Source organism: Streptomyces halobius, from assembly GCF_023277745.1.
In the GTDB taxonomy this organism is placed as follows: domain Bacteria; phylum Actinomycetota; class Actinomycetes; order Streptomycetales; family Streptomycetaceae; genus Streptomyces; species Streptomyces halobius.
Window position 1 is genome coordinate 4772428 of the sequence record NZ_CP086322.1, and the last position, 13645, is coordinate 4786072.

Annotated in this window: 11 protein-coding genes and 3 pseudogenes; 8 read left to right on the forward strand and 6 right to left on the reverse strand. The window is 70.0% G+C overall.

What is annotated here, in order from left to right:
• Nucleotides 1-247 precede the first annotated feature (247 nt).
• The 5 genes and pseudogenes from K9S39_RS21650 to K9S39_RS21670 form a co-directional block, all read right to left on the reverse strand.
• On the reverse strand, nucleotides 248-2710 hold the full coding sequence (locus tag K9S39_RS21650) for a SpoIIE family protein phosphatase (RefSeq protein WP_248865027.1): 2463 nt from the start codon (nucleotides 2708-2710) through the stop codon (nucleotides 248-250).
• Between the two features lie 77 nt (nucleotides 2711-2787).
• Nucleotides 2788-3045, reverse strand: a pseudogene (locus K9S39_RS21655) (alpha/beta fold hydrolase); the annotation flags it as partial.
• Nucleotides 3046-3135: 90 nt separating this feature from the next.
• Nucleotides 3136-4320 carry an agmatine deiminase family protein gene (locus K9S39_RS21660; RefSeq protein WP_248865028.1) on the reverse strand — a complete coding sequence of 395 codons (1185 nt, stop codon included), beginning with the start codon at nucleotides 4318-4320 and terminating at the stop codon, nucleotides 3136-3138.
• 106 nt (nucleotides 4321-4426) lie between these two features.
• On the reverse strand, nucleotides 4427-5011 hold the full coding sequence (locus K9S39_RS21665) for a TetR/AcrR family transcriptional regulator (RefSeq protein ID WP_248865029.1): 585 nt from the start codon (nucleotides 5009-5011) through the stop codon (nucleotides 4427-4429).
• Nucleotides 5012-5177: 166 nt separating this feature from the next.
• Nucleotides 5178-5810, reverse strand: a complete 633-nt coding sequence (locus K9S39_RS21670) for a phospholipase A2 (protein WP_248865030.1) — start codon at nucleotides 5808-5810, stop codon at nucleotides 5178-5180.
• A 487-nt stretch (nucleotides 5811-6297) separates the two neighbouring features.
• Between K9S39_RS21670 and K9S39_RS21675 the strand changes: the two are divergent.
• From K9S39_RS21675 to K9S39_RS42455, 5 genes and pseudogenes are all read left to right on the forward strand, one after another.
• Nucleotides 6298-6516, forward strand: a pseudogene (locus K9S39_RS21675) (DUF397 domain-containing protein); the annotation flags it as partial.
• Nucleotides 6517-6633: 117 nt separating this feature from the next.
• On the forward strand, nucleotides 6634-7194 hold the full coding sequence (locus tag K9S39_RS21685) for an Lrp/AsnC family transcriptional regulator (protein WP_248868890.1): 561 nt from the start codon (nucleotides 6634-6636) through the stop codon (nucleotides 7192-7194).
• 288 nt (nucleotides 7195-7482) lie between these two features.
• The gene (locus K9S39_RS21690) at nucleotides 7483-8469 is read left to right on the forward strand and encodes a dimethylarginine dimethylaminohydrolase family protein (RefSeq protein ID WP_248865031.1); all 987 of its coding nucleotides are present in this window, start codon (nucleotides 7483-7485) and stop codon (nucleotides 8467-8469) included.
• On the forward strand, nucleotides 8469-9752 hold the full coding sequence (rocD, locus tag K9S39_RS21695) for an ornithine--oxo-acid transaminase (protein ID WP_248865032.1): 1284 nt from the start codon (nucleotides 8469-8471) through the stop codon (nucleotides 9750-9752). Before K9S39_RS21690 ends, rocD begins: the two co-directional genes overlap by 1 nt.
• A 313-nt stretch (nucleotides 9753-10065) precedes the next feature.
• Nucleotides 10066-10239 (forward strand): annotated as a pseudogene (locus K9S39_RS42455) (class I SAM-dependent methyltransferase); the annotation flags it as partial.
• Nucleotides 10240-10414: 175 nt separating this feature from the next.
• Here K9S39_RS42455 and K9S39_RS21705 read toward each other — a convergent pair.
• The gene (locus tag K9S39_RS21705) at nucleotides 10415-10894 is read right to left on the reverse strand and encodes a MarR family winged helix-turn-helix transcriptional regulator (RefSeq protein WP_248865033.1); all 480 of its coding nucleotides are present in this window, start codon (nucleotides 10892-10894) and stop codon (nucleotides 10415-10417) included.
• 396 nt (nucleotides 10895-11290) lie between these two features.
• On the opposite strand from K9S39_RS21705, the gene K9S39_RS21710 reads away from it, so the two are divergent.
• The 3 genes from K9S39_RS21710 (at nucleotide 11291) to rpmF (ending at nucleotide 13645) form a co-directional block, all read left to right on the forward strand.
• Entirely contained in the window at nucleotides 11291-12496 is a 1206-nt protein-coding gene (locus K9S39_RS21710; RefSeq protein WP_248865034.1) for a cytochrome P450, read from the forward strand.
• 253 nt (nucleotides 12497-12749) lie between these two features.
• Nucleotides 12750-12941 (forward strand): ferredoxin, encoded by a 192-nt coding sequence (locus K9S39_RS21715; RefSeq protein WP_248865035.1) that lies wholly within the window; start codon nucleotides 12750-12752, stop codon nucleotides 12939-12941.
• 533 nt (nucleotides 12942-13474) lie between these two features.
• Complete coding sequence (gene rpmF / locus K9S39_RS21720; RefSeq protein WP_248865036.1) at nucleotides 13475-13645, forward strand: 50S ribosomal protein L32; 171 nt, start codon at nucleotides 13475-13477, stop codon at nucleotides 13643-13645.

The window sequence follows — 13645 nt, forward strand, 5'->3', positions numbered from 1 at the left end:
ACCTGATGGCTGTGCGGCTGACCAATGCGAAGGAGAGGCGGAAGGGGAGTCGCGACCTGCGAAGATGCGGCGATCCAGCGCCCACACCTTCGAGATCCGGGAATCTCCGACGTACTGGGCGATGTACGAGTCGACGCACGGGCCACGTACGGCCCCTGCCGTCACCGCACCCGAAAGCCCCGCGCAGCGGAAACACGCCGTAACGGCGCCGCACCTGGCAACGTTCAGCACCCCCACCACCCATCGGCTAGGCCGAGCGCAGCGGCGGAACCGTCTGCTCCGTCCAGAGGATCTTGCCGTTGGCCGTGTAACGGGTCCCCCACCGCCGGGTCAGCTGGGCGACGATGAACAGCCCCCGGCCGCCCTCATCGGTCGTACGGGCGTGCCGCAGATGCGGGGAGGTGCTGCTGGCGTCGGTGACCTCGCAGATCAGGGCGGTCTGCCGGATCAGCCGCAGGGTGATCGGCCCGGCGGCGTGCCGGATGGCGTTGGTGACCAGTTCGCTGACGATCAGCTCCGTGGTGGACCGCAGCTCATCCATGCCCCACTCCACCAGCTGCCGGCCCGCGAGGGTGCGGGCGCCGGCGACCACGGCCGGATCGGCGGGCAGGTCCCAGGAGGCGACCTGATGCGCGCCCAGGGCGCGGGTCCGGGCGAGGAGCAGCGCGGCGTCGTCGGACGGCGGTCCGGTCAGCAGGGCCTTGATCACGTTCTGGCCGGCCCCGTCCAGCGTGGCTCCGGGCTCCGCGAGGGCGTTGCTCATCCGGGACAGGCCGATGCTGATGTCCCGGTCCCAGGTCTCGATGAGGCCGTTGGTGTAGAGCGCGACCAGGCTGCCCTCGGCCAGCTCCAGTTCGGCGGGCTCGAAGGGCAGCGCCCCGAGGCCGAGCGGCGGTCCGGCGGGCAGGTCGAGAAGCTCCACGGCGCCGTCCGGACTGACGATCATCGGCGGCAGATGGCCGGCCCGTGCCAGCGTGCAGCGCCTGCTGACCGGGTCGTACACGGCGTACAGGCAGGTGGCGCCCATGAAGGTGGCGGCCACGCTCTCGTCCTCGGCCACCGCCGACTCGTCCGCGCCGTGCTGCTCCACGAGGCCGATCACCAAGTCGTCCAGCCGGGCCAGGAGTTCATCGGGCGGCAGATCCAGATTGGCGAGCGTCCGCACGGCGACGCGCAGCCGTCCCATGGTGGCCGCGGCGTTGATGCCGTGTCCGACGACGTCCCCGACGACGAGGGCGACCCGCGCCCCGGAGAGCGGGATCACGTCGAACCAGTCGCCGCCCACCCCGCTCGGCGCGTCCGCCGGGAAGTACCACGACGCGACGTCCAGCGCGGATCCGCCGGTCAGCGCGTGCGGCATCAGATTGCGCTGCATCACACGGGCGGCGGTGCGTTCACGGGTGAAGCGGCGCGCGTTGTCGACACACACCGCGGCACGGGTGACCAGCTCCTCGGCGAGCTGTACGTCGCCCTCCTCGAAGGGCCCCAGCCGCCGGGACCGTACAAAGGTCGCCGCGCCCAGGGTGACGCCACGCGCCTGCACCGGCACCGCCATCACCGAGCGGAACCCGAACCTGCGGATGATGTCGGCCTGCGCGGGGTCCTCGGCGACCCAGGCGTTGGTGGCGACGTCCCGTACCGGTTCCACCAGGGCCCTGCCCGCCAGCAGACAGCGGGCGATCGGCGACGACGCGGACCGCCGTACCCTTTCCCCCACGGCCAGGGTCGACTCCGGAGCGCCCGCACGGACCGACTTCTGGCCGCAGCGGCGCAGCGTGGGGGCGCTGTCGACCGGGCCCGGAACCGGCTCCTCGCCCTTGAGCACCGAGTCCAGCAGATCGACGGCGACGAAGTCGGCCAGCGGCGGCACCGCGACATCGGCCAGTTCCTGTGCGGTCCGGGCGACGTCCAGCGTGCTGCCGATCCGGGCGCTGGCGTCGTTGAGCAGGGCCAGCCGTCCCTGGGCCCGCCAGCGCTCGGTGACGTCGATGACCATGTACCAGATGCCGACACGCCGGCTGTGCGGGTCCTCCAGCGCGAAGAAGGAGGCCGAGTAGGCGCGCTCCTGGTTGGGGTCCGCGTAGGTCGGGCTGCAGAACTCGTAGTCCATCACCGGAGCCCCGGTCTGCAGCACCTTGAGCATCCGCTCCTCGAACGCCTCCGCCTCCAGCCGCGGCAGCACCTCTCTCACCTGCCGCCCCAGCCGCCGCTCCAGCGGGATCAGGCGCTCCAGGACGTCATTGACCCAGACGTAGCGCAGATCGGTGTCCAGAACGGCCATCCCGACGGGCGCGTGGGCGAGATACGGCTCCAGCATCAGCTGGTTCACCCCGCCCCCCGGCACCCGCCACTCTTCGAGGGCGAGGACGGACCAGCGCTCCCGGCCGACCGCGTCGAGGAGCGGCATGACCTGCACCGCCAGCTGCACACTCCGGCCGTCGCGGTGGCGCGCCGCCAGCGATCCGCTCCAGCCGTCCCCCCTGCGGCACCACTCGGCGACGGCGGCCACCCTCGCCTCGTCCCCGGGGATCGCCAGCAGCTGCGCCGCGGGGCGGTTGAGGATCTCCTCGGCCCGATAGCCGAGCAGGCGCTCGGCAGCGGGGGTCCATGCGACGACCGTGCCCGCCGCGTCCAGTTCGGCAGTGGCCGCGTTCGTCATGTCGAACGCCCGGCCCGCAGAGTCCGGCAGGGCCTTCTCCGTGGTCATCATCGCCAGCCCCTCATGTCAGGGCCATATTGAACATTCTAGAAGAATCGACCGTGGGGATGCGGTACGCGGCGTTGCGGACGCATGTCGGTGTCGGGGTCGCTCGCGTGCGGGAGGCTGCGTCCGCAACCGCGCTGGTCGAACAGGACGATCCGGTACCGGTCCGGGTCGAAGTAGCGCCGCACGTCCGTACTGCACCCTGATCCCGGCCCGCCATGGACGACGAGCGCGGGTTTGCCGTCCGGGTTGCCGCAGACTTCCCAGTACACGGAGTTGCCGTCGCCGACGTCGAGCATCCCCTTCTCGTACGGCTCGATCGGCGAGTACAGCTCACCCATTTCCAGATCGCCTCACACCAGGAATCGACAGCCCTGGCACATTACGGCAAAGCCCCACCGGCGGAGCCAGAGCCGCCGCCGGACAACGGGCTACCCGGCCGGCTTCCCCGGCTGGTCATGGGTCGCGCAGTGGATCCCGCCCCCGCCGGATGCGATCGCGTCGATCTTCACGGGCACGATGTCGCGGCCGGGAAAGTGGTCACGCAGGATCTGCCGGGCACGGTCGTCGGCCTTCGCGTCACCGAAGCGCGGGACGAAGACGGCGCCGTTCGCGACGTAGAAATTGACGTACGAGGACAGGAACGCGTCGCCGCGCCCGGTGATCTCGTAAGGGTCCGGCTGAGGCAGCTCAATGACCTCAACGGGCTTGCCGCGGGCGTCCGTCGTGTCCTTCAGGACGCTCTTGGCCTGTTCGTTGGCCCGCGACCAGGAGTCGGCAGGCGATCCCGGGAACGCCTTGTCGAGCAGCACCACACCTGGTGCGGCGAAGCGGGCCATCGAGTCCACGTGCGCATCGGTGATGTCTTCGCCGCGTACGCCCGCGAACCAGATCACCTTCCGCACTCCCAGCACCTCTTTGAGCGCGTCCTCGATCTGCCGCCTGCTCTTGCCGGGGTTGCGGTTCGCGTTGACCAGCGAGCTTTTGGTCACCATGAGCGTGCCCCGGCCGTCCGTCTCGAACGAACCGCCTTCGGCGACGACCCAGGTCCGGTCGCGGGGAATGCCGTACTCGGCGAGGGCCCTACGGGCGACCCGAGCGTCGAAACGGCGCGCCTGCTTGCCGCCCCAGCCGTTGAAGTTGAAGTCGACGCCCCGGACCCGCTCTCCGTCCGCCACGAACACCGGCAGGGTGTCGCGCGTCCACAGATCGTCCACCGCGATGGAGGCGATCTCGACGGCGGAGCCGCACGCCCGCCGCGCCGCGTCCTCCTGTCCGGGCCGGGCGAGCAGCACCACGGGCTCGTAGGCCGCGATGGCGCGCGCCAGTCCCGCGATGTCCCGGCGGACCTCGGGAAGATATCGGCCCCAGATCGCTTTCGACGCGGGCCAGGCCATGAACGTACGGGCATGGCTCTCCCATTCGGCGCCCAGGCGGCGCTGGGTGGCCGACGGGCCGGCCGACGCGGACCCGCCCTCCGGGGAGCATGCCACGCCTCCGAGCGCGAGCGCGGCGGCTCCACCGAGGGAGCGCAGGACGGTGCGGCGGGAGGGAGGTGAGGGCCAGGAGGCGGGCGGGGGCGGATCGGGCAGGGGGCGATGTTTTCGTTTTCGCATGCCTGCACGATGATACTAACTGAAATTTCAGACAAGGAATCAGGCAGGGGCTGGTGGCGCCCCGGTGGAGGGAGAAGGCCGGTGGAGAGGCGCGGGGCTTGCTCCGCTACCCCCGCCCGGCCGGGCCCAGTTCCAAGATCACGGCTGCCCGCAACAGATCGCGCGCCCGGCCCAGCGGAATCGCGCCGGTGAGCCACCGTTCGCCCAGGCCCTCGACAAGTGCGGTGAGCCGCTCGGCCACGTCCGTGGCGACCACCTCACCGCGGACCGTCCCGGCCTCCTGCGCCCGGCGGATGAGATCGCCCGCATCGTCGACCCATTGGGCGGTGGCCTCACGGAGCTGTTCCCGCAGCTCGGGGTCGAACATGGCACTCGCCCGGAACTCGCCCCACGCGGTGCTGTTCTCCCTCACCTCGGGCACGTCCTGCAGTTCGAGCAGCAGCATCTCTTCGAGACAACCACGGGGATCGGTGTCCGGACTCACCGACGGTTCCGTATACCGCCCGGCGCGCTCGTTGATGAACTCAAGCGTCCGGCGCATCAGCCCGGCGCGGCCGCCGAAGTGGTAGTAGATGAGGCCGGTCGAGACCCCGGCCTCGGCCGCCAGTTCCTCCACCCGCAGGCCGCGCACACCGCGGCGGGCGATGAGTCGGGTCGCGGCTTCGAGGATCAGCTTCTGGCGGTTGGACATCGGGACAGCCTATCCGTGGGGCGACGCAACGCCCTGGCGGTCACCCGCCTCGTCACCCAACCCCTCGACCGCCCCGCACCCCGCCTCGTCACCCATCCCTCCGGCTGTCTTGTCCCCTCCGTCCGCCCGCCGTTCTCCGGCCCGCCCCGCGCCGGTACGGAATTCCCTACGGGCGGTCCAAGCCGCCGGCGCCGGTGTCAGGTCCAGGCGTAGGTGTAGGCGTAGGCGTAGGGCCGGGGAATGTGTAGGGGACTTCCGTGCTCTGGTCGTAACACGGAAGGATGGGATAGGGCTTACACGGAATCTCTGTACCTATATAGACGCCCCATTCCAGGCCGAACTTCTGCCACAGCGGAGTGTCGACAGCGTTCGCGTCATGGAGATTCTTGAGGTCGTCGTAGAACTTCTTGTCAATCTCCGGCTTGCTGGACTTATTCCACATGCCGTTCTGCTGAAGGGTGCGGTAGCCCATGTCGTGACGCACGCAGGCATCCTCGGCACGGCCTCCCTTGAAGATGCCGAACGGATCAGAGCACCCGTCGTTGTCCCACCGTATGCCGTTCTCATCCGGGGTCTTATCGGCTGGATCGTGTTTCTTCGCCTCCTCCATGAACCTGTCCAGGGGGAGGCTCATCAGCTCGTTGAACCTCTCCGTCGAAAAGGTCGGGGGCGGCGCCGCCTGGGCGCTGGCGGCGAGGAATCCGAGTCCGCTGATACCGAAGGCCGCGGTGGCGATGCCGACCGCCAGCCGCCGACGCGGCGTCCTACGCAACACCGCCGACGCGCGATGGGTTCCCATGCTCTGTCTCCCGCTGATGGGTTCGCTTTCCCTCTTGCTGCTGCCGATGAGCGGCTTCTGCCGATCGGCATGAGCGATTCAAGAGCCCAGGTCCGCGGACCACAATGAGATTCGGCCATTGCTGTGGTGAGGACTGGGGACCGGCCAACGGTGTCTGTGGAGCTCTTCGCGAATACCTACGGGACTTCCTACGGACTGCCCACGGGTTACGCACGGGCTGCCGGGCGCCGGATTCACGACAGCTCACGGCAGCTCCCCTTCGCTCCTCGCCGCTTCCTCGAAGATCGCAACCAACAGGGCCTCTTCACGTTGCCGGGCGAGGCACTGGCGTAGCTGCTCACCGAACTCCGCGGCAAACGCCGGATCAACGGACAGCGCCCGCAACTCCCGCTGTCACAGCCAGACCCATGATTTGCTCAGGGCAGACGCTCTGTCAGCCCGGGAGTCTGCTGCGCTGATCAGCGAAGTAGTGGAGGGTACGGGCACCATGAACAGACACGGGCTCAGCGCGGCGACGTGGATAGAGAGCAGCTACAGCGACCGCGACGGCGGGGACTGCATCGAGGTGGCGCACACCTGGATCAAGAGCAGCTACAGCGACCGCGACGGCGGGGACTGCATCGAGGTGGCGCACACCTGGATCAAGAGCAGCTACAGCGATCGCGACGGCGGGGACTGCAGAGAAATAGCCCCCGGCATCCCCGACTTCGTCCCCGTACGTGGCAGCAAGGACCCGCACGGCCCCACCCTCGCCTTCCCGGCCGCACCGGCTCCACCGAGTACGCAGCAGCCACACACCGGGCGCAGCGCTAAGGTCCCCGTCATGACCACCAAGCCCGCCCCCTTCGACGACCTGGACCGGAAGATCGTCGCGGCGCTGATCGAGAACGGCCGGGCCAGTTTCGCGGAGATCGGTACCGCCATCGGCCTGTCGGCCACCGCGGTCAAACGCCGGGTCGACCGGATGCGGGAGAACAACGTCATCACGGGGTTCACCGCCACCGTCCGGCCCGCCGCCCTGGGGTGGCTCACCGAGGCGTACGTCGAGGTGTACTGCGACAGCGCCGCACCGCCCCGCCGTCTGGCGGAGGTCGTACGCAATCATCCGGAGATCGCGGCCGCGATGACCGTGACAGGGGGCGCCGACGCGCTGCTGCATGTCCGGGCGACCGACGTCGAGCACTTCGAGGAGGTGCTCGAACGGATCAGGGCCGAGCCGTTCATCCGCAAGACGATCAGTTACATGGTGCTGTCCCATCTGCTGCCGGACAGCCCAGAGGCGGGCGCCCGCCAGTCCTCTGCTCCAGGCGACCGGGGCGAGGGCGACAGCGAGGGCGAGCGCGACGGGAAGGCGAGGGTGGACGGTGAACCATTCGAGTGGTGAACCGGGTAACCGCCCCGCATGACGCAGCAAAGCTGCGCTGAGTGCCTCTGATGCGCAGCATTCATGCGCTATTGAGCAGCTCTTTGTTCTTGTGGCCGGAATCGGTCACTCCGTACCGTGATAGCACCGCAGGTCATGATCAGTGACAATCGGTTACCTCCCCTGCGCCCGGAACACGCCCCCAAGTCACCGCAAGCAACACACACCCGGCATATCACCGCACGCACGAAGCGAAGGGAGCCTTCATTGCCGACGAGTCTGCCGACGAGTTCGCCTACGAGTCCGCCGATGAGTCTGCCGGCCGATGTGCTCACGAGCGTGCCGACGACTGCCTCGGCACCTCATCTGCCGGCACCGGCCCCCCGGCGCTATCTCGTCTGCGAGCCCAGGCACTTCGACGTCCAGTACGCGATCAACCCCTGGATGCGTGCGGCCGCTCCGGTCGACAAGGCCCTCGCGAGCCGCCAGTGGGAGGCGCTGATCAGCGCATATCGCGAGCACGGTCACACGGTGGAGACCGTGGCCCCGGTGGCGGGCCTGCCGGACATGGTGTTCGCGGCGAACGCCGCGCTGGTCGTCGGCGGCCGGGTCTTCGGCTCGTCCTTCCGGGCGGTGCAGCGGCAGCCGGAAGCCGGCGCGTACGCGACCTGGTTCGAGACGGCCGGTTACGACGTCCACCGGCCGGAGTCGCCCTGCGAGGGCGAGGGCGATCTCGTCCCCGCCGGCCGCTGCATCCTGGCCGGTACGGGCTTCCGTACCTCGCGGGAGGCGCATGCCGAGGTGCAGGAGTTCTTCGGCCTGCCGACGATCGGGCTCCGGCTGGTGGACCCGTACTTCTACCACCTGGACACCGCGCTGTTCGTCCTGGACGGGACGGTGACGATGGACGGGACAGCGGCGGCGACGACCGGGGCGGCGACAACCGCGACGGGCGAGGCGACAGCCACGGCAACGGACACACCGACGGTCACGGCACCGGGCGGGACGCCCACACCGGGCGAGGCGAACATCGCCTACTACCCCGGCGCGTTCTCGTCCGGCAGCCGCGAAGTGCTGCGGCACCTGTTCCCGGACGCGGTGATCGCCACCCGGGACGACGCGATGGCGTTCGGCCTCAACTCCGTCTCCGACGGCCGTCATGTCTTCATCGCCCCACGGGCCACCGGCCTCATCGACCAGCTCACCCACCGTGGTTACGTCCCCGTCCCCGTCGACCTGTCGGAGTTCCACAAGGCCGGCGGCGGCATCAAGTGCTGCACCCAGGAGATCCGCTGATGACCGCTCCCACCCGTACTCCCGCCACCACCGCCAACGGCACCGCCCCGGTCTCCGCGCCCCGCTCGCCGGCCGGCTCGTCGGCCCGTTCGTCGACGGAGCTGATCGCCGCCGAGCGCCCGGTCCTCGCACACAACTACCACCCGCTGCCCGTGGTCGTCGCCCGCGCCGAAGGCGTCTGGGTCGAGGACGTCGAGGGGCACCGCTACCTCGACATGCTGGCCGGCTACTCCGCCCTCAACTTCGGCCACCGCCACCCGGCGCTGATCGAGGCCGCACACCGCCAGCTCGACCAGCTCACCCTCACCTCCCGCGCCTTCCACAACGACCGCCTGGCCGGCTTCGCCGAGGGGCTGGCCGCGCTGACCGGCCTCGACATGGTGCTGCCGATGAACACCGGCGCCGAGGCGGTGGAGAGCGGCATCAAGGTCGCCCGCAAGTGGGCGTACGACGTCAAGGGCGTCCCGGCCGACCAGGCCACCATCGTCGTGGCCGCCGACAACTTCCACGGCCGTACGACCACGATCGTCGGCTTCTCCAACGACGAGACGGCACGCGCCGGCTTCGGCCCCTTCGCGCCCGGCTTCCGCGTCGTCCCCTACAACGACCTCGCCGCCCTCGAAGCGGCCGTGGACGAGACGACCGCCGCCGTGCTGATCGAGCCCATCCAGGGCGAAGCGGGGGTCAACATCCCCGACGACGGCTACCTGTCCGGCGTACGCGACCTGACCCGCCGGACCGGCTGCCTCTTCATCGCCGACGAGATCCAGTCCGGCCTGGGCCGCACCGGGACGACGCTGGCCGTCGACCACGAATCCGTCCTCCCGGACGTCCTCCTCCTCGGCAAGGCACTCGGCGGCGGCATCGTCCCGGTCTCCGCGGTCGTCGCCCGCCGCGAGGTCCTCGACGTACTGGGCCCCGGCCAGCACGGCTCCACCTTCGGCGGCAACCCGCTCTCGGCGGCCGTCGGTTCCGCCGTCATCGACCTCCTGGCCACCGGCGACTTCCAGCGCCGCGCCGCCGAACTGGGCGAGGTACTCCGCACCGGTCTGACCGCCCTGACCGGCAAGGGCGTCAACGGCTTCCGCGCCCGCGGCCTGTGGGCCGGAGTCGACATCGACCCGGCCCTGGGCACCGGCCGCGAGATCAGCGAACGTCTGCTGCGCGAGGGCGTCCTGGTCAAGGACACCCATGGCTCCACGATCCGCCTTGCCCCGCCGCTGACGATCACCTGTGAGGAGCTGGAGTCGGCGTTGGCGGGCTTGGAACGGGCGTTGGGGTAATCGGGCAGAGCGGGAGAGGTAGGGGTGGGGTGGCCCGGCGTAGCGGGCCACCCCACCTTCTCCGCGGCCCGAGCGCCGCGGTCGCGACGGTGGCGATGCCGATGGCCGCGAGCGGGCCGGGCACCAGCCGTACCTTGGCGGGCAGCCACTTCCACAGCACGAGGAGGCCGAAGGTGCCCGCGCCGACGGCGAACGCCCTCAGCGCCTCGGGACGACCGGCGACGGCGTACCCCGCGGGCAGCCGGGTGCTGGAGGCCGGCTGCGGGGTGGGCGCACAGACGGCGCATCTGGTCAAGGACAGCAACGGGCGCAGATCGTCGCCGTCGACCGCTCCACGAGGTCACCGGCGCAGGCCCGCGCATACGTGGCCGCGCAAGCCCCGGAGGCATCGGTGGAGTGGCGGCACGGCGACCTGTACGCCCTGCCGTTCGCCGACGCCACATACGACCACGTCTTCGCGTGCTTCGTGCTGGAGCATCTGACGGCCGTCGGGCGGGCGCTGGCCGAACTGCGGCGCGTACTGCGGCCCGGCGGCACGCTAACCGTGAAGGGGCGGCGAGGGGGGAGGGGATGGTGCGAAGCCCCGGTTCAGCCTCCCCGCCGGCTTCGACCTCCAGCGGGTCAACGGCGGCCACCCGCACACCCTTCCCGTCCCGATCCCGCTACCGCTTCTCCTCCGCATTCAGCCTCCGGGCCGCGTTCACCAGGTGGTCGAGTACCGCGACGGTGGTGGCGACAGCGGCGTCGTCAAAGCCCTCCAGGGCCTGGTGGAGGGTGGCCTGGCCGGCTTGTTGGAGGCGTTCGAGGGCGGCCCTGCCATGGGGGGTGATCGCCACCTTCCGGGCCCGGCGGTCCTGGGAGTCCGCGGTGCGCTCGACCAGGTCCTGGGACTCCAACCGGCTTATCTGCCGGGTGACATGAGGCGGTTCGACCATGAGGAGGGCTGCCAGATCGCCGACCCTGCTGACGCCTCCGTTGCCGTCCAGGGCCATCAGTAGCCACAGGTCGGAACGTCCCGCCCGGACACCCGCCCGCGCCGCCTGGCGTTCGTGCGCCTGGGGACGGGTGAGCAGGTAGGACAGCGTGGCCAGCACTCTTTGCAGCGCGGCGATGGAGTCCTGGTCTCTTGCGGGGGTCGGCATGGGCGCACTTTAGCGGCCTGTAAAGGGAGCCGCTCCCGGCCCGGCCTCCGGCTCGGTCCGCCTCACTCCGCACCCGTTCCGTTGCCGTCCGTGGCGCTCTGCATCCCGGATACGTACAGAATTCGGCCAAGCTTCGGGCGGCCGCGATCTCCCCTTCCCCGCCCCACTCGGGGTGGGTTAGCGTGCCGACAACTTAGTTACCTACGTTAGGTAACTAAGTCCATATGGCCGCGCATGCCCGCACAGCTCGGCAGCCGCGCACCTCGACAACGGGGCAGCTCAGCAGCCGGGCAACCCGACAGTCGGGCAACCCGGCCATGAACACCCGACCCGACGTTGGCAGTTCGCACTCCACGGCAGCACAACGCCGTGTCCGATCGTGGAAGGACCAGCCGCATGCCGATCGCAGAAACGCTCGACACCACCCTCGACTTCCCGGCCGCACGCGCCAGCGGCTGCCCCTTCGACCCGGCACCCGACGTGGAGCACGCGCGGCGGGAGGAACCGGTCACCCGGGCGACGCTGTGGGACGGCTTTTCCTGCTGGTTGGTCACCCGCCACCAGGACGTACGCGATGTGCTCGGCGACCCGCGGTTCAGCGCCGACGCCACCCACCCGGGATTCCCGTTCCTCACCCCCGGCCTGCGTGAACTCGTAGACGGCAACCGGTCGTTCCTCCGCATGGACGACCCGGACCACGCCCGGCTGCGCCGCATGCTGACCGCCGATTTCATGGTCAAGAAGATGGAGTCGATGCGCCCCGAGGTGCAGCGCATCGCCGACGAACTGGTGGACCGGATGACCGACGGCCGCACCTCCGCCGACCTGGTCAGCGAATTCGCGCTGCCACTGCCGTCGTTGGTGATCTGCCTGCTGCTCGGCGTCCCGTACGGGGACCACGACTTCTTCCAGGAACGAAGCCGCGTGCTGCTCACCCTCCGCTCGACGAGAGACGAGGTGCGCACATCGCAGCAGGAACTGCTGCACTATCTGACCCGTCTCGCCGAGTCCAAGCACGACGCCCCGGACGACGGCATCATCAGCCGGCTGGTCGCCCGCGGCGACCTCGTCGACACCGAAATCGCCGCCACCGGCCGTCTGTTGCTGATCGCCGGCCATGAGACCACCGCCAACATGACGGCCCTGTCGACACTCGCCCTTCTCCGCAACCCCGACCAGCTGGCCCGGCTGCGCGAAGACCCCTCGTTGACCAAGGTCGCCGTCGAGGAACTGCTGCGCTACCTGACGATCGTGCACAGCGGCGTCCCCCGGGTGGCCACCGAGGATGTCACCGTCGGCGGCCGCACCATCAGCGCCGGCGAGGGCGTGCTGTGCACCATCAACACGGCCAATCGCGACGAGCACGTCTTCCCCGACGCCGACACACTCGATATCGGCCGCGACGCCCGGCGTCATGTCGCCTTCGGCTTCGGCGTCCACCAGTGCCTCGGCCAGCCGCTGGCCCGGGTGGAGCTGCAGATCGCGATGGAGACGCTGCTGCGCCGACTGCCTGGCCTGCGCCTGGACATCGCCTTCGAGGACGTCTCGTTCCGGCACGACATGGGGATTTATGGGGTGCATGCGTTGCCGGTCGCGTGGTAGCCGCTTCGGCTGCGCCTTCCTCGGAGTGTGATCCGGTGCGCCCGCCGCGCCTCGGGGCCGCCGCGCCTCGGGGGCCTGGTGCGGGCCGAGGCAGGCCGAGGCCGGGAGCCGAGGCGCCTCGACGTACGCGCCCCGGGCCGCTGCCCCCGCCCCTGCACCCGGTGCATTTACTCCCATCCGTCCGTTTCCCGGTCCGTTTCCCCGGCCATCTCCCCTGCCGTTTCCCGCAACCGGGCCACCACGAAGGAGAACCATGCGCGTTCACGCCGACCAGGAGAAGTGCTGCGGCGCCGGAAGCTGTGTGCTCTCGGCACCCGATGTTTTCGACCAGCGCGACGCGGACGGCATCGTCGTCGTCCTCGACACCGAGCCTCCGGCGGAGCTGCACGAGGCGGTACGGGAGGCGGCAGCCATCTGCCCGGCCGCGGCGATCTCCCTTTCGTAAGGCGGCAAATTGCCCGGTGAGGTGGGGAGTTGGGGTAATTGCACTTGCGGCGGGCCTGCACCGTTTTCGGCTTCCCTCCGCTGGGGGTGCGCCTGCGGCGGGCCCGAGCCGACCATTTGGCTTCCCACCATGGGGGTGTTTCGCCGTTGCGCCTGCGGCGGGCCTGGTCTGTCGGGTGTCTGTGGTCGCGTTCACAAGGTGCCCACGACCGGCTACGCGTACCCCCACCGGTCTTCTCCCACCCCCCTCGGGAGGTGCCGGTCCGCAGGACGGAGTCCGGAGGTCCGGCGCCGCTGCCGAACAGCCCCGCGCAGCGGCAACAGCCCACCGCAGGTGCTACGGCGGGACAGCCGAAGACGTCGGCGCAGGCCCGCCGCAGGCGACCCCCAACGGCCGGACGGCCGTCAACGGCCAGCTACCAAACCGGCCCAAGCCAAGCGCAGCGGCCCCCCGAGGCACTAATTAGAAACGGTACCCATTTTCATATACCCTCTCCCTCCTGACGCCCACCCACCCGAAGGAGGCCCCGACCCATGGCCGTACCGAAGCGCAAGCTCTCCCGCAGCAACACCCGCCACCGCCGCGCCCAGTGGAAGGCCACCGCGCCCCAGCTGGTGCCGATCACCGTCGACGGCACCGTCCTCCAGGTCCCGCCGCGCCTGGTGAAGGCGTACCGGCTCGGCCTGATCGATCCGAAGGACTGA